The 21,653-nt window shown below is 72.6% G+C and carries 18 protein-coding genes; 11 read left to right on the forward strand and 7 right to left on the reverse strand.

Going from position 1 to position 21,653, the window contains the following annotated elements:
- Positions 1–2 precede the first annotated feature (2 nt).
- Positions 3–1,592 (reverse strand): acyl-CoA carboxylase subunit beta, encoded by a 1,590-nt coding sequence (locus ACFY32_RS26565; RefSeq protein WP_359199857.1) that lies wholly within the window; start codon positions 1,590–1,592, stop codon positions 3–5.
- A 110-nt stretch (positions 1,593–1,702) separates the two neighbouring features.
- Here ACFY32_RS26565 and ACFY32_RS26570 point away from each other — a divergent pair, with 110 nt between their 5' ends.
- The 4 genes from ACFY32_RS26570 to ACFY32_RS26585 all read left to right on the forward strand — a co-directional run bounded on the left by ACFY32_RS26570 (position 1,703) and on the right by ACFY32_RS26585 (position 5,982).
- On the forward strand, positions 1,703–2,569 hold the full coding sequence (locus ACFY32_RS26570) for a biotin--[acetyl-CoA-carboxylase] ligase (protein ID WP_390675433.1): 867 nt from the start codon (positions 1,703–1,705) through the stop codon (positions 2,567–2,569).
- A 154-nt stretch (positions 2,570–2,723) separates the two neighbouring features.
- Positions 2,724–3,845 carry an adenylate/guanylate cyclase domain-containing protein gene (locus ACFY32_RS26575; RefSeq protein WP_390675434.1) on the forward strand — a complete coding sequence of 374 codons (1,122 nt, stop codon included), beginning with the start codon at positions 2,724–2,726 and terminating at the stop codon, positions 3,843–3,845.
- 85 nt (positions 3,846–3,930) lie between these two features.
- Entirely contained in the window at positions 3,931–4,731 is an 801-nt protein-coding gene (locus ACFY32_RS26580) for an enoyl-CoA hydratase/isomerase family protein (protein WP_390675435.1), read from the forward strand.
- A gap of 102 nt (positions 4,732–4,833) precedes the next feature.
- Entirely contained in the window at positions 4,834–5,982 is a 1,149-nt protein-coding gene (locus tag ACFY32_RS26585; RefSeq protein ID WP_359199868.1) for a sensor domain-containing diguanylate cyclase, read from the forward strand.
- 93 nt (positions 5,983–6,075) lie between these two features.
- Here ACFY32_RS26585 and ACFY32_RS26590 read toward each other — a convergent pair whose 3' ends face one another.
- Entirely contained in the window at positions 6,076–6,390 is a 315-nt protein-coding gene (locus tag ACFY32_RS26590) for an LPXTG cell wall anchor domain-containing protein (protein ID WP_359199871.1), read from the reverse strand.
- A gap of 157 nt (positions 6,391–6,547) precedes the next feature.
- Between ACFY32_RS26590 and ACFY32_RS26595 the strand changes: the two genes are divergently transcribed.
- From ACFY32_RS26595 to ACFY32_RS26615, 5 genes are all read left to right on the forward strand, one after another.
- Positions 6,548–6,853: a hypothetical protein gene (locus ACFY32_RS26595; RefSeq protein WP_390675436.1), complete on the forward strand. Its 306-nt coding sequence runs from the start codon at positions 6,548–6,550 to the stop codon at positions 6,851–6,853.
- Positions 6,854–7,074: 221 nt separating this feature from the next.
- The gene (locus tag ACFY32_RS26600) at positions 7,075–8,322 is read left to right on the forward strand and encodes an Ig-like domain-containing protein (protein ID WP_359199877.1); all 1,248 of its coding nucleotides are present in this window, start codon (positions 7,075–7,077) and stop codon (positions 8,320–8,322) included.
- 139 nt (positions 8,323–8,461) lie between these two features.
- Positions 8,462–9,910, forward strand: coding sequence for an ABC transporter permease (locus tag ACFY32_RS26605; protein ID WP_390675437.1), 1,449 nt, complete (start codon positions 8,462–8,464; stop codon positions 9,908–9,910).
- Positions 9,911–9,963: 53 nt separating this feature from the next.
- Positions 9,964–10,647, forward strand: coding sequence for an ABC transporter ATP-binding protein (locus ACFY32_RS26610; RefSeq protein WP_359199883.1), 684 nt, complete (start codon positions 9,964–9,966; stop codon positions 10,645–10,647).
- Positions 10,648–10,876: 229 nt separating this feature from the next.
- Positions 10,877–14,164 carry a S8 family peptidase gene (locus ACFY32_RS26615; protein WP_359199886.1) on the forward strand — a complete coding sequence of 1,096 codons (3,288 nt, stop codon included), beginning with the start codon at positions 10,877–10,879 and terminating at the stop codon, positions 14,162–14,164.
- A gap of 75 nt (positions 14,165–14,239) precedes the next feature.
- On the opposite strand, the gene ACFY32_RS26620 is transcribed toward ACFY32_RS26615, so the two are convergent.
- Together ACFY32_RS26620 and ACFY32_RS26625 are read right to left on the reverse strand one after the other, a co-directional pair.
- Positions 14,240–15,112: an alpha/beta hydrolase gene (locus ACFY32_RS26620; protein WP_359199889.1), complete on the reverse strand. Its 873-nt coding sequence runs from the start codon at positions 15,110–15,112 to the stop codon at positions 14,240–14,242.
- 160 nt (positions 15,113–15,272) lie between these two features.
- A complete protein-coding gene (locus tag ACFY32_RS26625; RefSeq protein ID WP_390675438.1) occupies positions 15,273–16,244 on the reverse strand; it encodes a helix-turn-helix domain-containing protein in 972 nt (323 codons plus the stop codon).
- A gap of 117 nt (positions 16,245–16,361) precedes the next feature.
- Here ACFY32_RS26625 and ACFY32_RS26630 point away from each other — a divergent pair, with 117 nt between their 5' ends.
- Positions 16,362–17,405, forward strand: coding sequence for an NAD(P)-dependent alcohol dehydrogenase (locus ACFY32_RS26630; protein ID WP_390675439.1), 1,044 nt, complete (start codon positions 16,362–16,364; stop codon positions 17,403–17,405).
- 227 nt (positions 17,406–17,632) lie between these two features.
- On the opposite strand, the gene ACFY32_RS26635 is transcribed toward ACFY32_RS26630, so the two are convergent.
- Positions 17,633–18,532, reverse strand: coding sequence for a LysR family transcriptional regulator (locus tag ACFY32_RS26635; protein WP_390675440.1), 900 nt, complete (start codon positions 18,530–18,532; stop codon positions 17,633–17,635).
- Positions 18,533–18,683: 151 nt separating this feature from the next.
- Between ACFY32_RS26635 and ACFY32_RS26640 the strand changes: the two genes are divergently transcribed.
- Positions 18,684–19,547: an alpha/beta hydrolase gene (locus tag ACFY32_RS26640; RefSeq protein ID WP_390675441.1), complete on the forward strand. Its 864-nt coding sequence runs from the start codon at positions 18,684–18,686 to the stop codon at positions 19,545–19,547.
- Between the two features lie 185 nt (positions 19,548–19,732).
- Here ACFY32_RS26640 and msrA read toward each other — a convergent pair whose 3' ends face one another.
- Positions 19,733–20,413 carry a peptide-methionine (S)-S-oxide reductase MsrA gene (gene msrA / locus ACFY32_RS26645; RefSeq protein WP_359199904.1) on the reverse strand — a complete coding sequence of 227 codons (681 nt, stop codon included), beginning with the start codon at positions 20,411–20,413 and terminating at the stop codon, positions 19,733–19,735.
- A gap of 64 nt (positions 20,414–20,477) precedes the next feature.
- Complete coding sequence (locus tag ACFY32_RS26650) at positions 20,478–21,596, reverse strand: hypothetical protein (RefSeq protein ID WP_390675442.1); 1,119 nt, start codon at positions 21,594–21,596, stop codon at positions 20,478–20,480.
- Positions 21,597–21,653 lie beyond the last annotated feature (57 nt).

A 21,653-nucleotide genomic window follows, 5' to 3' on the forward strand; every position in this document is an offset into this window, starting at 1 on the left:
CCTTACAGGGGGATGTTGCCGTGCTTCTTCGGAGGGAGGGATTCCCGCTTGGTCCGCAACTGACGCAGCCCGCGCACGATGTGGGCCCGGGTGTCGGACGGCAGGATCACCGCGTCGACGTAACCGCGTTCGGCGGCGACGTACGGGTTGAGGAGGGTGTCCTCGTACTCCTGGATCAGCCGGGCGCGGGTCGCCTCGGGGTCCTCGGCCTCGGCGATGGTGCGGCGGTGCAGGATGTTGACCGCGCCCTGGGCGCCCATCACGGCGATCTGGGCGGTGGGCCAGGCCAGGTTGAGGTCGGCGCCCAGGTGCTTGGAGCCCATCACGTCGTACGCGCCGCCGAACGCCTTGCGGGTGATGACCGTGATCAGGGGGACGGTCGCCTCGGCGTAGGCGTAGATCAGCTTGGCGCCGCGCCGGATGATGCCGTCGTGCTCCTGGCCGACGCCGGGCAGGAAGCCGGGGACGTCCACGAAGGTGAGCACGGGGACGTTGAAGGCGTCGCAGGTGCGGACGAAGCGGGCGGCCTTCTCGGAGGCGGTGATGTCCAGGCAGCCGGCGAACTGCATCGGCTGGTTGGCGACGACACCGACCGGGCGGCCCTCCACCCGGCCGAAGCCGGTGAGGATGTTCGGCGCGTACAGCGGCTGGGTCTCGAAGAACTCGGCGTCGTCCAGGACGTGTTCGACGACCGTGTGCATGTCGTAGGGCTGGTTCGCCGAGTCCGGGACGACCGTGTCCAGCTCGCGGTCCTCGTCGGTGACCGCGAGGTCGGTCTCCTCGGGGAAGGCGGGCGGCTCGGAGAGGTTGTTGGACGGCAGGTACGACAGCAACTGCTTGACGTACTCGATGGCGTCCTTCTCGTCGCCGGCCATGTGGTGGGCGACGCCGGAGACGGCGTTGTGGGTGCGGGCGCCGCCCAGCTCCTCGAAGCCGACGTCCTCGCCGGTGACGGTCTTGATCACGTCGGGACCGGTGATGAACATGTGCGAGGTCTGGTCGACCATCACCGTGAAGTCGGTGATCGCGGGGGAGTAGACCGCGCCGCCCGCGCAGGGGCCGACCACCAGGCTGATCTGGGGGATCACACCGGAGGCGTGGGTGTTGCGGCGGAAGATCTCGCCGTACGCGCCGAGCGAGGCGACGCCCTCCTGGATGCGGGCGCCGCCGGAGTCGTTGATGCCGATGACCGGGCAGCCGGTCTTCAGCGCGAAGTCCATCACCTTGACGATCTTCTGGCCGTAGACCTCGCCGAGGGCGCCGCCGAAGACGGTGAAGTCCTGGGAGAAGACGGCGACCGGGCGGCCGTCGACGGTGCCGTAGCCGGTGACGACACCGTCGCCGTACGGGCGGTTGGCGTCCAGGCCGAAGTGGGTGGAGCGGTGCCGGGCGAACTCGTCCAGCTCGACGAACGACCCCTCGTCCAGAAGGAGGTCGATCCGTTCACGGGCCGTCAGCTTGCCCTTGGCGTGCTGCTTCTCCACGGCGCGTTCCGAACCGGCGTGCGTCGCTTCCTCGATACGGCGCCGCAGGTCCGCGAGTTTGCCCGCGGTCGTGTGGATGTCAGGCTGCTGCTGTTCCGGTTCGGACATCGGGATGCGGCTCCCTGCCTGCTCAAAAGGGGGGACGGATACTCATCCGCAGCGTAGTGGGGTGCCTACCGATCGGCAGTGCGGCGTTTGCCACACCTAGGGTGGCTTGCATGACTGACCGAGATGACGCAGCCAGCGACCGCAGCATGTGGTCCGACCTGGACCGTCCGCCCCTCAACGGCGCCGCCCTGAGGCGCGGCCTGGTCCGGGCGGGCGGGCTGTGGACGGACGTGGAGGTGGTGCGGCGGACCGGCTCCACCAACTCCGACCTGGTGGCGCGGGCCGCCGAGGGCCGGGCCGGGGAGGGCGCCGTCCTGGTCGCCGAGGAGCAGACCGCCGCCCGGGGCCGCCTGGACCGGCGGTGGACCGCGCCGGCCCGCTCGGGCCTGTTCTTCTCGGTGCTGCTCGCGCCCGGCGCGGTCCCGGTGGCCCGCTGGGGCTGGCTGCCGCTGCTCACCGGGGTCGCGGTGGCCACCGGACTGTCCCGCGCGGCCGGCGTCGACACCGCCCTGAAGTGGCCCAACGACCTCCTCGTCACCGTCGGCGGCGAGGAGCGCAAGGCCGGCGGCATCCTCGCCGAGCGGGCCGGCGACGCGGGCGTGGTCGTCGGCGTCGGCATCAACGTCACCCTGCGCGCCGCCGAGCTGCCCGTCCCCACGGCCGGCTCCCTCGCCCTGGCCGGCGCGGTCAGCACCGACCGGGACACGCTGCTGCGCGGGGTGCTGCGCTCGCTGGAGGAGTGGTACGGCCGCTGGCGCGCGGCGGACGGCGACCCGGGCCCGTCGGGCCTGCAGGAGGCGTACGCCGCGGGCTGCGCGACGCTCGGCCGGACGGTACGGGCGGAGCTGCCGGGCGACCGCTCCCTGACCGGCGAGGCGGTGGCCGTCGACGGCGACGGCCGCCTGGTCCTGGCCACGGCCGAGGGCGTGCAGCGGCCGGTCGGCGCCGGTGACATCGTCCACCTGCGGCCGGCCTAGGGGGCGGCAGGGGGCGGTAGGGGGCGGCAGCGCATCGTCCGTCGCGTCCGGTCCGGGGGTCGGCACGGGGCTCGGGGAAGTGAGCTGGCCCACAGCTAACGTAAAGTTGGGGCCGGTCGATACCTGACCGCGGCAGATCGGAAGGGCAGCAGGCGTGACCGTCGACGACACGGGCTCCGGCGCGGACGGGGACGGCCGGGTGGACGAGCCCGCCGACCCCGCCGACGACCCGCTCGCGCTGCGCCTCGAAGGGCTGATCCTCGGGGCCGAGCGCCGCTACACCCCCTTCCAGGCGGCCCGCAGCGCGGGTGTCTCCATGGAACTGGCCTCCCGCTTCTGGCGGGCCATGGGCTTCGCCGACATCGGGCAGGCCAAGGCGCTCACCGAGGCCGACGTCCTGGCGCTGCGGCGGCTGGCCGGTCTGGTGGAGGCGGGGCTGCTCAGCGAGGCCATGGCGGTGCAGGTGGCCCGGTCCACCGGGCAGACCACCGCCCGGCTGGCCGAGTGGCAGATGGACTCCTTCCTGGAGGGCCTGACCGAGCCCCCCGAGCCCGGCATGACCCGCACCGAGGTCACGTACCCGATCGTCGAGCTGCTCCTGCCGGAGCTGGAGGAGTTCCTCGTCTACGTCTGGCGGCGCCAGCTCGCCGCCTCGGCCGGGCGGGTCGTGCAGGCCACCGACGACGAGGAGATGGTCGACCGGCGGCTCGCGGTCGGCTTCGCGGACCTGGTCGGCTTCACCCGGCTGACCCGCCGCATGGAGGAGGAGGAGCTGGGCGAGCTGGTCGAAGCCTTCGAGACCACCGCCGCCGACCTGATCGCCGCCCGCGGCGGGCGCCTGGTCAAGACCCTCGGCGACGAGGTGCTGTACGCCGCCGACGACGCGGGCACGGCCGCCGAGATCGCCCTGCGGCTGATCGAGACCATGGCGGGCGACGAGACCATGCCGGAACTGCGGGTCGGCATGGCCTTCGGCACGGTCACCACCCGAATGGGCGATGTCTTCGGCACCACCGTCAACCTGGCCTCCCGGCTCACCTCGATAGCTCCCCGGGACGCCGTGCTCGTGGACACCGCCTTCGCCGAGGAGCTGATCCGCACCGGTGACGCCCCCGCCTCCGAGGCGGCGGCCGCCGAGGAGGCCGCCGCCGCGGAGAAGGAGGGCGAGGCGCCGCCCGCGTACCGCTTCGCGCTCCAGCCGATGTGGCAGCGCCCGGTGCGCGGCCTCGGCGTGGTCGAACCCTGGCTGCTCACCCGGCGCGGCACCGGCCTCTAGGGCCTGCCCGGCCTTTCCCGGGCCGCTCCCGGCTGCGATGATCGGGGCGGACAGGCTGTTAACCCGCGTTAACCGGGAGGGTGTCATGAGCGAGGAGCGGTACGGGGAGTTCGTGCTGGTGCGGCGGCACGGGGCGGGACACGTGGCGGAACTCGTCCTGGACCGGCCCAAGGCCATGAACGCCGTCTCGACCGCGATGGCCCGGTCCGTCACCGCGGCCTGCGCGGCGCTCGGCATCGATCCGTCCGTCCGGGTGGTGGTGCTGACCTCGACCCATGAGCGGGCCTTCTGCGTCGGCGCGGACCTCAAGGAGCGGAACTCCTTCAGCGACGCCGACCTGCTGCGGCAGCGGCCGGTGACCCGGGCCGCGTACACCGGCGTACTGGAGCTGCCGGTGCCGGCGGTCGCGGCCGTGCACGGCTTCGCCCTCGGCGGCGGCTTCGAGCTGGCCCTGTCCTGCGACCTGATCGTGGCCGACCGCACGGCGGTGGTGGGGCTGCCCGAGGTGTCCGTGGGGGTGATCCCCGGGGGCGGCGGCACCCAGTTGCTGCCCCGCCGGGTGGGGGCCGCCCGCGCCGCCGAGCTGGTCTTCACGGCCCGGCGGGTGGCCGCCGAGGAGGCGCGTGAGCTGGGCCTCGTCGACCACCTGGTGGACGAGGGCCGGGACCGGGAGGAGGCGCTGGCGCTGGCCGACCGGATCGCCGCGAACTCCCCGGTCGGCCTGCGCGCCGCCAAGCGGGCGCTGCGGCTCGGACAGGGGCTGGACCTGCGGGCCGGCCTGGAGGTCGAGGACGCGGCCTGGCGCGCGGTGGCGTTCTCCGGGGACCGGGCGGAGGGCGTCGCGGCCTTCAACGACAAGCGCCCGCCGCAGTGGCCGGGGGAGTGACGCCCTCCCGCCCTTCCGGTCGAAGCCCGGTCGCCTGCGGGCTTCGACCCCGTTCGCCCGCTTAATGTCCGCGTTCGTCCCGAATCTCCCTAGCCTGGAGTGATGGGTGAGGATGCACGCCTCGCGGCCGTCGTCGCGCTGGCGCAGGGCATGGCGGCGGCGCACAGCTCGCGTGGGGCGTGGCGCGCGGCGGCCCTCGGCGCGTGCCGCGCGCTGGGCGGCGGCTTCGCGGCCCTGTCGGTGTGGGAGCGGGAGCTGGGCCGGCTGCGGGTCCTGGTCAACGTCGGGGAGCTGGCCGCGGGCGAGGAGGAGTTCCCGGACGACGAGTCCTACCCGGTGCACCAGTTCGCCGAGATCACCGAGTTCCTGCACGAACGCTGGGCCGGCGGCGGCGAGCCCGACGCCTGGGTCGAGACGGCCGAGGGCCCCGCGGCCGGGCGGCCCGGTTACGTCCATCAGCGCGTCGCCGCGCTGCGCCGCCGGGGGCGCGGCTGCTGTGTGGTCGCCCCGATCGTGCTGCACGGCCGCGCCTGGGGCGAGCTGTACGTGGCCCGGCCGGTCGGCGAGCCCGTCTTCGGCCGGGGCGACGCCGACTTCGCCACCGTCCTGGCCTCGGTGGTCGCCGCCGGCATCGCCCAGACCGAGCGGCTGGAGGAGGTCAGGCAACTGGCGTTCACCGACGCGCTGACCGGCCTGGCCAACCGCCGTGCCGTCGACGCCCGCCTGGACGAGGCCGTCGAGCGGCACCGCCGCGACGGGGTGACCGTCAGCCTCGTCGTCTGCGACCTCAACGGCCTCAAGCGGGTCAACGACACCCACGGGCACGCCGTCGGCGACCGGCTGCTGGAACGGTTCGGGTCGGTGCTGTCGCTGTGCGGCGCGATGCTGCCGGGCGCGCTCGCGGCGCGGCTCGGCGGCGACGAGTTCTGCCTGCTCGCGGTGGGCCCGCCCGCCGACGCCGTGGTCCGGGCGGCCCGGGAGCTGTGCCGCCGGGCCGGCGAGCTGGAGCTGGGCGACGGGGTGGCCTGCGGGGTGGCGTCCACCGCCGACCCGATCGGGCCGGTGCACTGCGCGCGCCGGCTGTTCCGGCTCGCGGACGCCGCCCAGTACCGCGCCAAGGCCGAGGGCACCGACCGCCCGGTCGTCGCCGGCCGCGAGGGCCCCGAGGACCCCGTCGTACGCCTCGCGGACCAGCCGTCGGGGGAGGGCGACGGGGAGCGCCGGCGCTTCCGGGGACGGCACGCGCCGTAGGGGGGCGCCGCCCGGAGTCGGGGGCGGCACCGGTCGCGCCCGGCCACCCCGAGTCAAAAGTCCGTCAAGAAAAGCAAAGACCTCGAAAAACCGTCAGAAACCCAGCCGTTCGCGGCGGACCGAATACGCGACGAACCCGGCCCCCAGGGAGAGGAAGGCCGTGCCCCCGATCACGTACGGCGTGCTGTCGAAGCTGCCGGTGTCGGCCAGCCGGGTACCCCCGCCGACCGCCGCCGGGTCCCCGACGGCGGGCCTGGCCTGCTCGGTGACCTGGGGAGACGGGGCCGCGGAGGGGGTGTCTCCCGCCGAGGTCTCCGGGGTCGCGTTGGCGGACGGGACGAACCACAGGGCACACAGCAGAGAGCCCGCTGCGGCGGCGGTCAGCAACGGACGGCGAGCGGATGACACGGAATATCGATCCCCTTGTGGCGCTGGCGAATTGGCCGTGTGGGGGGATGTTAGTGAAAGGCGCGGGTCACGGGAAAGTCACGGGAGCGGACCGCCGTACGCTCCGGGCATGAGTACTCCGGAGACATCACGCTTTGTACGGGTTCGTGTGGAACTCGTGCTGGAAGTCGGGAACGAGGAGGCGGTCACCGCCGCCGCCCTGGAGCGGATCGCCGGCGAGGAGGGCCTGCCGGACGCCGAGCGGGCCCGTGCCGAGGGCACCGTGACGGCGGACACCGCGGAGGCCCTCGCCCATCTCGTCGACCCGTTCGACCTGGTCAGCGAGGTGCCGGGGGTGGAACTGCGCCAGGCGTCGTGGAGCGCCGAGCGCGTCGGCCGCGACCCCGATTCGCCGGACTGGGACCTGGACGAGGATGATGACGCGGTAGCCGAGGAAGACGGCGAGGAAACGACGGTGGGTTGACGCGCTTTGGGGAAAACGTGACCCCGGGCGGCAACCGCCACCCGGGGTTTCGTCGTCTCACCCTGCGCACTGACCGACACCCGTGCCACCGGATCAGCCGGGGCCGACGTGGTGTGCCCCACACCTGATGGCCATGTGGAACGGGACGAACCGGTCGTAGCGTTGAACGTCTTGTCGGGGAATCTCGGGTTCGGGAATCAGTAGCGATGGAGAAGCGTGTGATGACGAACAGTAAGCGGCGCAAGGGCCTGGTGGCCGCGTCCGCACTGCTCGGCGGGGTGCTGGTGCTCTCGGCCTGTTCGGGCGGCGACGACGGCGGCGCCGGGGGCGGTGGCGAGTCCTCCCAGGCCCAGGTCGACAAGGCGGCGGCCGAGAAGACCTCCGAGGCCCAGATCAAGATCACTCCCAAGGACGGCTCGTCCAACGCCTCCATCAACAACTCCGCCACCGTCAAGGTGACCAAGGGCACGCTCTCCGAGGTGAAGATGACCACCTCGGACGGCACCGAGGTCAAGGGCGAGATATCCGCCGACCGGACGAGCTGGCAGCCCAGCGTCCAACTGGAGCGGGCCACCACCTACAAGCTGGCGGCGTCCGCGAAGGACTCCGAGGGCCGCGTCGCCCACGAGAACGCGTCGTTCACCACCGTCTCCCCGGACAACAGCTTCATCGGCACCTTCACTCCGGACGACGGTGCCACCGTCGGCGTCGGCATGCCGGTCTCGATCAACTTCGACAAGGCGATCACCGACAAGGCCGCCGTCCAGAAGGGCGTCACCGTCAGCTCCAGCAGCGGCCAGGAGGTCGTCTGCCACTGGTTCAACGCCAACCGCATGGACTGCCGCCCGGAGGACTACTGGAAGGAAGGCTCGACCGTCACCCTCAAGCTCGCGCTCGACGGTGTCGAGGGAGCCGAGGGCGTCTACGGCGTCCAGCAGAAGACGGTCACCTTCAAGATCGGCCGCAACCAGGTCACCTACGTCGACGCGCAGACCAAGCAGATGAAGGTCACGCAGGACGGCAAGACCGTCAAGACCATCCCGATCTCCGCCGGCTCCCCCGAGAACAAGACCTACGAAGGCCAGATGGTGATCTCCGAGAAGTTCAAGGAGACCCGGATGAACGGCGCGACGGTCGGCTTCACCGACGACGACGGCGAAGGCGAGTACGACATCAAGGACGTACCGCACGCCATGCGCCTGAGCACCTCCGGCACCTTCGTCCACGGCAACTACTGGGGCGCCAAGTCCATCTTCGGCAGCGTCAACACCAGCCACGGCTGCGTCGGCCTGTCGGACACCAAGGGCGCCAACGACCCGAACACGCCGGCCGCCTGGTTCTACGACCACTCGCTCATCGGTGACGTCGTGGTCGTGAAGAACACCGGCGACAAGACCATCGCCCCGGACAACGGCCTCAACGGCTGGAACATGGACTGGGCCCAGTGGAAGGCGGGCTCGGCCGCCTGACGCCGGTCCGGCCCGCTCGCTGTCCGAAAGCCGTCGTCCGCCCCTCGGGGCGGGCGGCGGCTTTCCGGTTTTCGATCTTCTCATCCGCCTCTTATCCAGGGCTTATGCCGCCATCACGAGGCGACCCTAGTTTTCGGCCATGTTCTTCACCTACCTGAGGCGCGAGCTGCGCCGCCGCAGAAAGGCGGCGCTCGTCGTCGCCGCCGGCCTCGCGCTGGGCATCGCGCTGGTCATCGTGGTCGACTCGGTGTCCGCCGGGATGGGCAGGGCCCAGGACAAGGTCCTGCAGTCGCTGTACGGCCTCGGCACCGACATGACCGTCACCAAGGCCGCGCCGGCCGGCGGCACCGGGCAGGGCGAGCGGCCGCGGTTCCAGTTCGACGCCAAGGACGGCGACTCCGACGAGGAGCAGTCCAGCGACCGCGTCATGGTCCAGGGCTTCCAGACGCTGGCCGCCTCCACCGTCGGCAAGGTCTCCGACCAGGACGGCGTGGCCGACGCGGTCGGCGGTCTCAGCCTGCAAGTCATGAAGGTCAGCGGCGAGTTCACGCGCGGCCGGTTCCAGCAGGGCGGCGCGGACGGCGGCCAGGGCGGCCCCGGCGGCCAGTCCGCCCCGCAGGGCGAGGTCAAGGGCGGCGGTGCGGACTTCGACGTCAACAGCTACTCCGTCTACGGCACCGACGTCACCGAACCCGACCTCGGCCCGCTGACCTCCTCCAAGATCACCAGTGGCCGCACCTTCAAGGCGTCCGAGACCGACGCGAAGGTCGCCGTCGCCGACTCGGCGTACGCCAAGGAGAAGAAGCTCAAGACCGGCTCCACGGTCACCGTGAAGGGCAGCGAGTACAAGGTCATCGGCATCGCCACCGCCGACAGCGGGGACGCCGCCGCCAACCTCTACATCCCGCTGGAGCAGGCCCAGACCCTCGGCGACGTCGAGGACAAGGTCACCACGATCTACGTCCAGGCCACCGACTCGCAGCGGATCGACAGCGTCAAGTCGGAGATACAGCGGCACATCACGGGGACCACGGTCACCACCTCCGCCGACCTCGCCGACACCGTCTCCGGCTCCCTGTCCACCGCCTCCTCGCTGGCCACCAGCGTCGGCAAGTGGCTCTCCGTCGTGGTCCTGGTCGCCGCGTTCCTGGTCGCCGGGCTGCTCACCTCCGCCGCCGTCTCCCGCCGGGTGCGCGAGTTCGGCACCCTGAAGGCGCTCGGCTGGAAGTCCGGCCGGGTGACCCGGCAGGTGGTCGGCGAGGCCGTGGTCAACGGCCTGGTCGGCGGCGTCCTCGGCATCGCGCTGGGCCTCGCGGGCGCGTACGTCGTCACCGCGGTCAGCCCCGGCCTCCAGGCCCAGCTCGGCGGCGGCTCGGGCGGCGGCACCGGCGGGCCCGGCGGCATGGGCGGCCCCGGCCGGCAGACGGCCGCCAAGACCCTGGAGGTCTCCCTGACCGCGCCGGTCAGCCTCACCACCATCGCCCTCGCCGTCCTCCTCGCCGTGGCCGGCGGGCTGGTCGCGGGCGGCTTCGGCGGCTGGCGTGCCTCCCGGCTGCGCCCGGCGGACGCCCTGCGCCGGGTCGAGTAGCACCCCGCCGCCCCCCCAGCACCATCCTTGAACGTTCCCCCAGGAGCCGGACCATGTACGAACTCAGCGGCGTCACCAAGCGCTACACCCGCGGCAAGGACACCGTCGACGCCCTCGACGGCATCGACCTCACCATCCCCGACGGCGACCGGCTCGTCATCCAGGGCCCCACCGGCGGCGGCAAGTCCACGCTGCTGCAGATGCTGGGCGCGCTGGACCGGCCGACCTCCGGCGAGATCAGCCTCGACGGCACCGACCTGGCCAGGCTGCCCGAGGCCCGGCTCACCCGGGTCCGCAGCGAGAACATCGGCTTCGTCTTCCAGTCCTTCAACCTGATCCCGACCCTCACCGCCCAGGAGAACGTCGAGACCGCCCTCGTACCGCTCGGGGTGAAGAACAAGGAGCGGCGCGAGCGGGCCGCCGAGGCGCTCGCCTCCGTGGGGCTCGGCGAACGGCTGGGGCATCTGCCGAGCGAGATGTCCGGCGGCCAGCAGCAGCGCGTCGCCATCGCCCGCGCGCTGGTGAAGCAGCCCAAGGTGCTGCTCGCCGACGAACCCACCGGAAACCTCGACGAGTCGACGCGCGACGAGATCATGGACGTACTCGAACGCATGTGGGCGGAGCTGGGGTTGACCTTCATCATGGTCACCCACGACTCGTCGATCGCGCGGAAGGCGCCGCGCCTGGCGACGATCCGCAAGGGCCGGATCACGGTGAAGGAGAACACCCAGGCGTAATCCGTCGGTCCCGTAACGGCGTGCGTGCGACGACGTAACAACCGGCCGACAGTTCTCTCACCAGGCTCTCATCCGATTGAGACGCGCGATCACCCCCCGGCATACTGCGTGTTCCGGGGGGTTCGCGCACGCGCGTACGAGACCACCCCCGGTCGGGTGAGCCGAACGGCGCCCGAGCACCCGCTAGGGGGGAACCTTGCGCAAACAAGTGAAGAGAGCCCGTACGGCCATGGTGGTCACGGCGACCGCCGTGGCCCTCGCCGCCGGGCTGACCGCGCCCGCCGCGGCCACCGGGGAGCGGGCGGCCGACAGCTCGCGGTCCCAGCAGCTCAAGGCCGGGCACCGGGTCACCCTGATCACCGGTGACCGGGTCGTCGTCGACGCCTCGGGCCGGGTCACCGGCCTGGAGCGGGCGAAGGGACGCGAGCACATACCCGCCGAGGTCCGCCGCATCGACGGCCACACCCTCGTGATCCCGGCCGACGCGGCCCGCCTGGTCACCGAGGGCAAGCTCGACCGGCGCCTGTTCGACGTCACCGAACTCAACCGCGCCAGCACCCGCAAGGCCCAGAAGAACGGCCTGAAGGTCATCGTCGGTTACCGGGGCAGTGCCGCGGCGGCCAAGGCCGACGTCCGCGACGCCGGCACCCTGCGCCGCAGCCTGAAGTCGCTGAACGCCGACGCCGTGCAGACCCCGAAGCAGGACACGCCCGAGCTGTGGGACGCGGTCACCGACGGGGAGAAGACCGCCTCCGGCATCGCGCACGTCTGGCTCGACGGCGTCCGCAAGGCCAGCCTCGACAAGTCCGTGCCGCAGATCGGCGCCCCCAAGGCGTGGGCGGCCGGCTACGACGGCAAGGGCGTGAAGATCGCCGTCCTGGACACCGGCGTCGACACCACCCACCCCGACCTGAAGAAGCAGGTCGTGGCGTCGAAGAACTTCTCCGTCTCGCCGGACGCCACCGACAAGTACGGCCACGGCACGCACGTCGCCTCCATCGCGGCCGGCACCGGCGCCAAGTACAAGGGCGTGGCCCCGGGCGCCGAGCTGCTCAACGGCAAGGTGCTCAGCGACGACGGCTACGGCGACGACTCCGGCATCCTGGCCGGCATGGAGTGGGCGGCCGAGCAGGGCGCCGACATCGTCAACCTCAGCCTCGGCGGCGGCGACACCCCGGAGATCGACCCGCTGGAGGCCGAGGTCAACAAGCTCTCGGCCGAGAAGGGCATCCTGTTCGCCATCGCCGCGGGCAACGAGGGCGAGTGGGGCGACCGGACCATCGGCTCCCCGGGCAGCGCGGCCTCGGCCCTCACCGTCGGCGCGGTCGACGACAAGGACGTCCTCGCCGACTTCTCCAGCACCGGCCCCGGCCTGGACGGCCAGATCAAGCCGGACGTCACCGCGCCCGGCGTCGACATCACCGCCGCCTCCGCGAAGAACAGCGTCATCGCCAAGGAGGTCGGCGAGAAGCCGGCCGGCTACGTCACCATCTCCGGTACGTCGATGGCGACCCCGCACGTCGCGGGCGCGGCGGCGCTGCTCAAGCAGCAGCACCCGGACTGGTCCGGCGCCGAGCTGAAGGCCGTCCTCACCGGCTCCGCCAAGGGCGGCAAGTACACGCCGTTCCAGCAGGGCACGGGCCGCATCCAGGTCGACAAGGCGATCGCCCAGACCGTCTTCGCCGAGCCGGTCTCGCTCGACCTCGGCACGCAGCAGTGGCCGCACACCGACGACACCCCGGCGTCCAAGGGCCTGACGTACCGCAACGTCGGCACCGAGGACGTCACCCTGAAGCTGTCCGTCGCCGGCACCGACCCGAAGGGCGGCGCGGCCCCGGCCGGCTTCTTCTCGCTGGGCGCCTCCCAGCTCACCGTCCCGGCGGGCGGCACGGCCTCCGTGGACCTCAGCGCCGACACCAGGCTGGGCACGCAGGACGGCGCGTACGCGGCGTACGTGACGGCGACCGGTGGCGGGCAGAACGTCCGCACCGCCGCCACCGTGCAGCGCGAGGTCGAGTCCTACGACGTCACCCTCAAGGTGATCGGCCGGGACGGCAAGCCGGCCGCCAACTACGACGCCGACCTGACCGGCATCACCGGGCTCGCGGCCGACCGGTACTTCCCCGCGTTCGACGCCGACGGCACCGTCACGGTCCGCGTCCCCAAGGGCTCCTACGTCCTCAACTCCGCGATCTTCGTCTCCCCGGACCCGGAGAAGTACCAGGGCGCCGACTGGCTGGCCCAGCCCCGGCTGAGCGTCACCAAGAACACCACCGTCACCCTGGACGGGCGGACCGCGAAGCCGGTGGCCGTCACCGTGCCCGACAAGGCCGCCAAGGCCGTCTCCGCCTCGGCGGACTTCTCGGTGACCACCCGCGACGGCGCCTACGGCTTCGGCTGGGCGCTGGCCTCCTTCGACAACTTCCGCACCAAGCACCTCGGCGGGCAGGTCACCGACGGCTCCGTCGCCCAGCAGTGGGACGGCCACTGGACCAAGGGCGGCAAGGAGGAGTACGCCGTCGCCAGCGGCGGCACGGTCAAGCAGCTCGCCACCGGCTACACCCGCGCCTACAAGGCGAGCGAACTGGCCACGCTGAAGGTCGGCATGGGCAGCACCGCGAGCGGCAGCAAGAAGGGCGCGGTCTCCGTGTCCGCCTACCTGCCGGACAGCTTCGGCGGCTCCTACTTCGCCGCCCCGCAGTCCCTGCCCGGCACCCGCACCCTGCACCTGTCCACCGGGAGCGGCGCCCTGTGGGACGTCTCCTTCCAGCAGTACAGCGGGCGGGTCGACGAGGACAACTTCCCGATCTCCGAGGCGTACTACACGCTGGAGGACCTCCAGCGCTACCAGGCCGGCAAGTCCTACTCGACGACCTTCAACTCGGCCGTCTTCGGACCGCGTCTGACCTCCGACTACGGCGTCTTCCGGGACGGCAACGAGATCGCCGGCTACCTGCCGCTGTTCGCCGACGGCAAGGGCCACGCCGGTTCCTCGGAGTTCAGCTCGGCCAGCACCAGCCTGTACCGCAACGGCAAGAAGGTCGGCTCCAACACCGACCCGATGTTCGGCGACGAGGCGTTCACCGTCCCGTCCGGTGACGCGGAATACAAGCTGACCACCTCGGTCAAGCGCTCCGCGAAGGTCGCCGCGGCCTCCAGCCGGGTCGACGCCTCCTGGACCTTCCGCTCCAAGAAGGTCAGCAACCCGGTCAAGCTGCCGGTCTCCTCGGCCCGCTTCTCGGCGACCACCACCCTGGACGGCAAGAAGACCGCCGGTCAGAAGGCGTCCATCCCGGTCACCGTCGAGGGCGCCGCCGCGGGCAAGAACCTCAAGTCCCTGGCGGTGTACGTCTCCTACGACGCCGGCAAGACCTGGAAGAAGACCACGGTCACCAAGGGCAAGATCAGCGTGAAGAACCCGGCGAAGGGCAAGGGCATCTCCTTCCGCGCCAAGATCACCGACAAGAAGGCGAACACGTCGACGATCTCGATCTACAACGCCTACTACGGCAAGTAGACCGCGGGTTCCTCGCAGACCGACCCAGGCCGACGGCCTGCCCGGGACTCCGGTTCCGGGCAGGCCGTCGGCATGTCAGGTCCGGTCCCGCCAGAAGCCGAGCAGGGCGGCGGCGAGCGCCTCGGGCGCGTCCTCGGCCAGGTGGTGCCCCGAGTCGACCGGGCCGCCCTCCAGATGCCCGCCCGCCCAGTCCCGCCACACCCCGAGCACGTCGCCGTACAGGTCGGCCATGTCGTCGCGGGTGGCCCACAGCACCTGGAGCGGGGCGCCGATGCGCCGGCCGGCCCGGCGGTCGGCCTCGTCGTGCTCCCGGTCGATCCCGAGGCCGGCCCGGTAGTCCTCGCACATGGCGTGCACGGTCGCGGGGTCGTGGACGGCCCGCCGGTAGTCCTCGTACGACTCGGCGCCCATCTGCTCGGGGGTGGCCCGGTACCAGGCGTCGGGGTCGGCGTTGATGAACCGTTCGGCGGGCTTGTCGGTCTGCCCCAGGAAGAACCAGTGCCACCAACTGGCGGCGAACGTCGCGTCGCAGCGCCGCAGCGCCTCCCCGATGGGGACCGCGTCCAGCACGCTGACCGCGGTCACGGCCTCCGGGTGGTCCAGGGCGAGGCGGGTGGCGACGTACGCGCCCCGGTCGTGTCCGACGACGGCGAACCGGTCGTGCCCGAGGCGGCGCATGACCGCGAGGCAGTCGGCGGCCATGGCGCGCTTGGCGTACGGGCTGTGCCGCGCGTCGGTCGGGGGCTTCTCGGACGCGCCGTAGCCCCGCAGGTCCGGGCAGACCACGGTGTGACCGGCCGCGACGAGCAGCGGGGCGACCCGGTGCCAGGTGGTGTGGGTGCGCGGATGGCCGTGCAGCAGCAGCACCGGCGGGCCGCCGCCGCCGTGCCGTACCCGCAGTCGGGCGCCGTCTCCCGCGCACCGCGTCAGCTCGAACCCCTCGAACACCTGGCCTCCCGCGCCTCGGACGTCACGGGACGCGTGCCCCTGCGCGGCGGGATCACACGGGGGCCGGCCCTGGTGCCGCCGGTACGGTCGGCAGGCCGTCCGTGCCGTCGTCGTCAGGCCGTCCGCACCGAGGTCGTCACGCTTGTCCGCGCGGTCGTCGTCACGCTGTCCGTACGGCCGTCGCGTCGGTGCCCCAGTTGGCCAGCAGGCGCAGGGCGTCCGCGGAGGGCGAGCCCGGTTCCGCGTGGTAGACGCAGAGGTACTGTTCCGCGTCGTCCGGCAGGTGCAGCGTCTCGTACGCCAGGGTCAGGTCGCCGACCAGCGGGTGCCGCATCCGCTTGACGCCGTGGCCCTTCTCCTTCACGTCGTGCGTGGCCCACAGCCTGCGGAACGTCTCGCTCTTGACGGAGAGTTCACCGACCAGCGCCGACAGGTCGGGGTCCTCCGCGTGCTGACCGGCGTACAGCCGGAGATAGCTGACCATGTCGCTCGCCTTGGTGTCCCAGTCGAGGAACAGTTCCCGGTAGCCGGGGTGCAGGAAGGTCAGCCGCGCCCAGTTGCGCTCGCCGGCCGGCAGGCTGCCCCAGTCGCCGAACAGGGCCGCCGCCATCCGGTTCCAGGCGAGGATGTCCGACCGCGCCCCGGCGACGTAGGCGGGCACGCCCTCCAGCGAGTCGAGCAGATGTCTCAGCGACCCCCGCACCTGCTGCCGCTTGGGCATCCGGTGCTTGCGGCGCTGCGGGCGCGGATCGGCCAGATGGGTGAGGTGGGCCTGCTCGGCGTCGGTCAGCCGCAGCGCGCGCCCGATCGAGTCCAGCACCTCCGCCGACACATTGCGCCCGTTGCCCTGCTCCAGCTTCGTGTAGTACGCCACCGACACCCCGGCCAACTGCGCCAGCTCCTCGCGCCGCAGCCCCGGCACCCGGCGGCGCCGGCCGTGCGCCGGCAGCCCCACGTCCTCCGGCTTCAGCCTGGCCCGCCGGGTGCGCAGGAACTCGCTCAGCTCGGCACGCCGGTCGAGGCCGGCGGCCTGCTCGTCGTCCGGGGGGCCGGGCGGGGAGCCGGCGGGCGGTCCGGGCGGCGGTCCGGGCGGCGGTCCGGGTGGCGGTTCGGACAGGGGGCTGTGGTCCATGTGTCCAGTATTCCCGTTCCTACCACCAGGAGCCTGTCCCCCTCAGTAGTAGGACCAGTGAACGTACGCAAAGCGGTGACCTGGGTAAACCCGCTGGTGAGAGGCAGACTGAAGGTCATGACTACGACTGTTGCCGCTTACGCCGCCCCCAGCGCCAAGGCTCCCCTGGAGCGCACCACCATCGAGCGCCGCACGCTCCGCGAGCACGATGTGCTGATCGACATCAAGTTCGCCGGCATCTGCCACTCCGACATCCACCAGGCCCGCGAGGGCTGGGGCGAGGCCATCTTCCCGATGGTCCCCGGTCACGAGATCGCGGGCGTCGTCTCCGAGGTCGGCCCCGGCGTGACCAAGTTCAAGGTCGGCGACCGCGTCGGCGTCGGCTGCATGGTCGACTCCTGCCGCGAGTGCGAGAACTGCGAGGCCGGCCAGGAGCAGTACTGCGTGCGCGGGAACATCGGCACGTACAACGCCGTCGGCTACGACGGTGAGCCCACCTACGGCGGTTACTCCGAGAAGGTCGTCGTCGACGAGGCGTTCACCCTCCGCATCCCCGACGGGCTCTCCCTGGACGTCGCCGCCCCGCTGCTCTGCGCCGGCATCACCACGTACTCCCCGCTCAAGCGCTGGGGCGCCGGCCCCGGCAAGAAGGTCGCCGTCGTCGGCCTGGGCGGCCTCGGCCACATGGCCGTCAAGATCGCGCACGCCCTGGGCGCCGAGGTGACGGTCCTCTCCCAGTCGCTGCGCAAGAAGGACGACGGCCTGAAGCTGGGCGCCGACCACTACTACGCCACCAGCGACGAGGCCACCTTCACCGAGCTGGCCGGCGGCTTCGACCTCATCGTCTCCACCGTCTCCGCGCCCCTCGACTTCGGCGCCTACCTCGGCCTGCTGAAGACCGGCGGCGCGCTGGTCAACGTCGGCGCCCCCGAGGAGCCGGTCTCGCTGAACCTCTTCTCCCTGATCGGCGGCGGCAAGACCCTCGCCGGTTCGATGATCGGCGGCATCGCCGAGACCCAGGAGATGCTGGACTTCTGCGCCGAGCACGGCATCGGCGCCGAGATCGAGCTGATCGCCGCCGCCGAGATCAACGAGGCGTACGAGCGGGTGCTGAACAGCGACGTCCGCTACCGCTTCGTGATCGACACGGCGACGATCTGACGCGGACGGGCTGGCGCGGGCGGGCTGGCGCGGGCGGCCGGGCGTCGCCCGCCGGTCGCCGCCCGCCGCTCGCCGTCGGTCACGGACGCACCGGGCCGGTCATCGGCGCCCGTGACCGCCGTCGGCCGCGGTGCCGACCAGGGCAGCCGGTCATCGCCGACGTCGCGGTGGCCGACCAGGGCGACCGGTCACCGCCGTCCGTCGGCGGTGGCCGCCCCGGCGGCCGGTCACCGCGGCAGGTCCCCCCGGCGCCGCGCCTCGTCGAGGAACGCCGCGAGGACCGGTGAGCGGTCGTCCGCCCGGTAGGACATGACCAGGTCCGGCAGCGGTGTGCGCGGGGCGACCTCGCAGAACCAGGTGTCGGACCGGCCGGCCGCGCGCATCCCGGACGGGCCGAGACCGATGCCGACGCCGCACCCGGCCAGACCGATGATCGTGCGCAGGTCCCGCGCCTCGGTGGCCGTGTCCAGGACCGCGGCGTCCGCGCCCAGCAGGGCCCGCAGTCCCGCGCGGACGGCCGGTTCGTCGTCGGCTGAGGCCACGATCAGATGCTGCCGGGCCAACTGCTCCACGGTCACCGTGCGCATCCCGGCGTACGGGTGGCCCCTGCCCACCACCGCGACCAGGTCGTCCCGGCCGACGGTGACGGAGACCAGGCCCTCGGCGCCCGGCCCGCGCGGGGCGCCCCGGCCGATCACCAGGTCCAGCTCGCCGCCGAGCAGGCATGCGGAACCGCGCGCCGTCGACATCTCGCGCAGCTCCAGCCGTACGTCCGGACGGTCCCGCCGGAACGGCGTCAGCACCGACGGCAGGAACCGCAGCAGCGCCGAGCCGATGAACCCCAGCCGCAGCCTGCCCGCCTCGCCCCGCGCCGCCCGGCCCGCCTCGGCCACCGCGGAGGACATCTCGCACAGCGCCCGCCGCGCCGGGACCAGGAACGCCGACCCCGCCGCCGTCGGGAACACACCCGACGGGGTGCGGTCGAAGAGGCGCTCGCCCACCTCCCGTTCTAGATCCGCGATCTGCCGGGAGAGCGACGGCTGGGCGATGCCGAGCGAGGCCGCGGCCCGCCCGAAGTGCTGGTGCTCGGCGACGGCGAGGGCGTACCGCAGATGACGTGCCTCCATACCCTCAGCGTAATCCGGGGTCCAGGGCCATAGCCGTGAGCTATCACGCGTCGTCCCGTTCGGGCATCGGCGTTGTCCCGGGGCGCACCGGCCGGGTGGACTGGGGCCGCCTGTCCTCCCGCTTCTTCTTCGGCCGAGGTGAAGTCCGCCCATGAACTCCCCGTCCTCCGCCCCCGGCACCGTGTTCGTCCTGGTCCACGGCGCCTGGCACTCCTCCTGGCACTGGGCCCCCACCCAGCGCTCGCTGGCCCACCGGGGCGCGGCGAGCGTCGCGCTGGACCTGCCGGGGCACGGCTTCGACGCGCCGCTGCCCGCCGGCTATCTGCTCCCCGGGCAGCCGGGGCTGGCCACGGAGAAGTCCGCGCTCGCGGGGGTGACCCCGGAGGAGTGCGCGGCCACGGTCCTGACCACGCTGACCGAGGTCCGCCGCCACTACCGGAGGGTCGTCCTCGTCGCCCACAGCGCGGGCGGCGGGCCGGCCTCCCTCGCGGCGCAGACCGCCCCGGAACTCGTCGACCGGATCGTCTACCTCTCCGCCGCCGTCCCGGCCGGCCGGCCGTCCTTCGCCGACTACCTGGGCGCCCCGGAAGCGGCCTTTGCCGACGGACGCCAGGGCCTCCACGTCGGTGACGTGGAGGCCCTGGGCGCCTTCCGGATCAACCCCCTGTCGCCGGACCCCGCGTACGTCGAGGAACTGCGGCTGACGTACTACCACGACGTCCCGGCCGAGGAGTTCCCCCGCTGGCGCCTGGCCCTCAGCCCCGACCTGCCCCTCGCGGTCCCGACCACGCCCGTGAAGCTGACCGCCGACCGGTGGGGCCGCGTTCCGCGTACCTTCCTCCGCCTGGCGGAGGACCGGGCCGTGACGCCGGCGCTCCAGGACCTGATGATCACGGAGGCGGACGCGGTGACGCCCGACAACCCGTTCACCGTACGTGAACTGCCCGGCAGCCACTCCCCGTTCGCCGCCCGGCCCGACGAACTCGCCACCGCCCTCCTCGCGGACGCCGGCTGACGGGCCGGGCGGGGGGCCGGGGCGGTCGGGGGGCCGGGGCGGTGAGGGTCAACTCCACCGGCCCCGCACCCCCGCACGGCATTTGTCGCCGCCCCGGAGCGCTCGAACGCCCCGGGACCGCCGGACAGCCGAGCCCGCCGGACAGCCGAGCCCGCCGGGCCGCCGCACGCGGCCCGGCGCGCGGGCTACTCGCCCGCCGTCTCCGGCGCCGGGGCCACGCCGATGGGGCAGGAGACGCCCGTGCCGCCTATGCCGCAGTAACCCGCCGGGTTCTTGTCGAGGTACTGCTGGTGGTACCCCTCGGCCGGGTAGAACGGGCGGTCCTCGCAGGGGAGGATCTCCGTGCTGATCGAGCCGTGGCCGGACGCGGTCAGCACCCGCTGGTACGCCTCGCGGGAGGCGCGGGCGGCGGCGTCCTGCTCGGGGGTGTGGGTGTAGATCGCCGAGCGGTACTGGGTGCCCACGTCATTGCCCTGCCGGAAGCCCTGGGTCGGGTCGTGGGACTCCCAGAAGGTCTTCAGCAGGTGGTCGTAGGAGACCACCTTCGGGTCGTAGACCACGCGGACGGCCTCGGTGTGACCGGTCAGGCCCGAGCAGACCTCCTCATAGGTGGGGTGCTCGGTGTAGCCGCCCTGGTAGCCGACCAGGGTCGTGAAGACGCCCGCGGGAAGCTGCCAGAACTTGCGCTCGGCCCCCCAGAAACAGCCCAGGCCGAAGTCGGCGACCTCCAGGCCCTCCGGGTACGGGCCGAGCAGCGGGGTGCCGAGGACCGTGTGGCGCTCGGGGACGGAGTACGCCGGCTCCGGGCGACCGCGCAGCGCCTGCTCCGGGGTCGGCATCTGAGGCGTACGGCTGTGCAGGAACATGCGCTCTCCAATCGGGGGGACGCCCTGGTCAACGTATGGGGGGCGGCCGGAATTCCGCCCCGGCTCAGTGCGGCAGGGACGCCGGGCTGCCGCCGTTCGCCTCGTAACCCGCCACCGCCAGGGCCCGGTACACCGCGAACTCCGCCGCCGGGTCGGGGGAGAGGGTCCAGGGCAGCGCGCCGACGTGCCCGTCGATGTGTATGAGCTGGTTCATCGCCTCCGACCAGCGCTCGGCGCGGACCAGGAAGAAGACCAGCAGATGGCGGACGTGCGCCAGCATCGGGTCGTCGGGGCGGGCGGAGTGCACCGCGTGCAGCGCGCCGTGGATCGCCCTGGTCACCACCTCGCTCTGGTAGAAGCTGCTGACCAGATTGACCTCGGGAAGGTGCTCGAAGACCGCGAACAGCGGCATCGCGGCCAGCAGCGACCCCCGGGGCGCGCGGGCCGCCGCGGCCTCCGCGAACGAGTACGCCAGCTCCCGCGAGCCGTGCCACTTCTCGCACCAGTAGTGCAGCGCCGCCAGGTGCGCCCCCATGTGCGCCGGAGCGCGGTCCAGGATCTTCAGCCAGAGCTGCTCGAACTCCGCCCGCTGGTAGCCCAGCCCGCGGGCCACCGACAGCTCCACGATGTACGGCACCGGGTCCCCGGGGGCGAGCAGCGCCGCGTCGCCGCACGCCGACCTCGCCTCCTCCATGATGATCCGGAACTCGTCCGTACCGGGCGTCGCCGTCCGCCACGCCTGCTGCACCAGGAACTCGGCGTGCACCGCCGCGCCCCCCGCGTCCTTCGGCGCCTCGGCCCGCCACACCCGCAGCCACTGGCCGCCCGGCGGCTGGCCGACCCCGCCCGGCCGCTGCCGCAGCTCCAGCGACGCGGCGCCCGCGAAGGCCTGCACCCGCTGCCAGCGCAGCTCGCCCGCCGCCTCCGTGCCGGCCAGGAGTTGCTGGGCCGCCCGGTAGTCCTGGGTGCGCTGCACCAGGTCCAGGACGTCCAGCAGGTCGTGGTCGGGGCCGGGCATCCGGATGTCCAGCTCCTCGGTGGGCGCGAAGCCGTAGTTCGCGGGGTCCGCGGCGTCCGGATGTCCGGGCGGCACCTGCTCGATCATGCCGCGCCTGCGCCTGAGGAGGGGGAGCAGCACGAAGCCCAGCATGACCAGTGCCATCAGGACCCAGAGAATTTCCATGTCTCAAGCGAACCAGACCGCGCCGACAATTGGCCAACCTGCGGCCCGTGCCTGTGG

Source organism: Streptomyces sp. NPDC000134, from assembly GCF_042899225.1.
Taxonomy (GTDB): domain Bacteria; phylum Actinomycetota; class Actinomycetes; order Streptomycetales; family Streptomycetaceae; genus Streptomyces.

Coding starts and splice junctions, on each gene's coding strand:
- msrA (WP_359199904.1), bottom strand. CDS start 20,413: ATGTTCCTGCACAGCCGTACGCCTCAGATGCCGACCCCGGAGCAGGCG.
- ACFY32_RS26610 (WP_359199883.1), top strand. CDS start 9,964: ATGTACGAACTCAGCGGCGTCACCAAGCGCTACACCCGCGGCAAGGAC.
- ACFY32_RS26615 (WP_359199886.1), top strand. CDS start 10,877: ATGGTGGTCACGGCGACCGCCGTGGCCCTCGCCGCCGGGCTGACCGCG.
- ACFY32_RS26605 (WP_390675437.1), top strand. CDS start 8,462: ATGTTCTTCACCTACCTGAGGCGCGAGCTGCGCCGCCGCAGAAAGGCG.
- ACFY32_RS26630 (WP_390675439.1), top strand. CDS start 16,362: ATGACTACGACTGTTGCCGCTTACGCCGCCCCCAGCGCCAAGGCTCCC.
- ACFY32_RS26650 (WP_390675442.1), bottom strand. CDS start 21,596: ATGGAAATTCTCTGGGTCCTGATGGCACTGGTCATGCTGGGCTTCGTG.
- ACFY32_RS26640 (WP_390675441.1), top strand. CDS start 18,684: ATGAACTCCCCGTCCTCCGCCCCCGGCACCGTGTTCGTCCTGGTCCAC.
- ACFY32_RS26580 (WP_390675435.1), top strand. CDS start 3,931: ATGAGCGAGGAGCGGTACGGGGAGTTCGTGCTGGTGCGGCGGCACGGG.
- ACFY32_RS26570 (WP_390675433.1), top strand. CDS start 1,703: ATGACTGACCGAGATGACGCAGCCAGCGACCGCAGCATGTGGTCCGAC.
- ACFY32_RS26565 (WP_359199857.1), bottom strand. CDS start 1,592: ATGTCCGAACCGGAACAGCAGCAGCCTGACATCCACACGACCGCGGGC.
- ACFY32_RS26585 (WP_359199868.1), top strand. CDS start 4,834: ATGGGTGAGGATGCACGCCTCGCGGCCGTCGTCGCGCTGGCGCAGGGC.
- ACFY32_RS26600 (WP_359199877.1), top strand. CDS start 7,075: ATGACGAACAGTAAGCGGCGCAAGGGCCTGGTGGCCGCGTCCGCACTG.
- ACFY32_RS26635 (WP_390675440.1), bottom strand. CDS start 18,532: ATGGAGGCACGTCATCTGCGGTACGCCCTCGCCGTCGCCGAGCACCAG.
- ACFY32_RS26625 (WP_390675438.1), bottom strand. CDS start 16,244: ATGGACCACAGCCCCCTGTCCGAACCGCCACCCGGACCGCCGCCCGGA.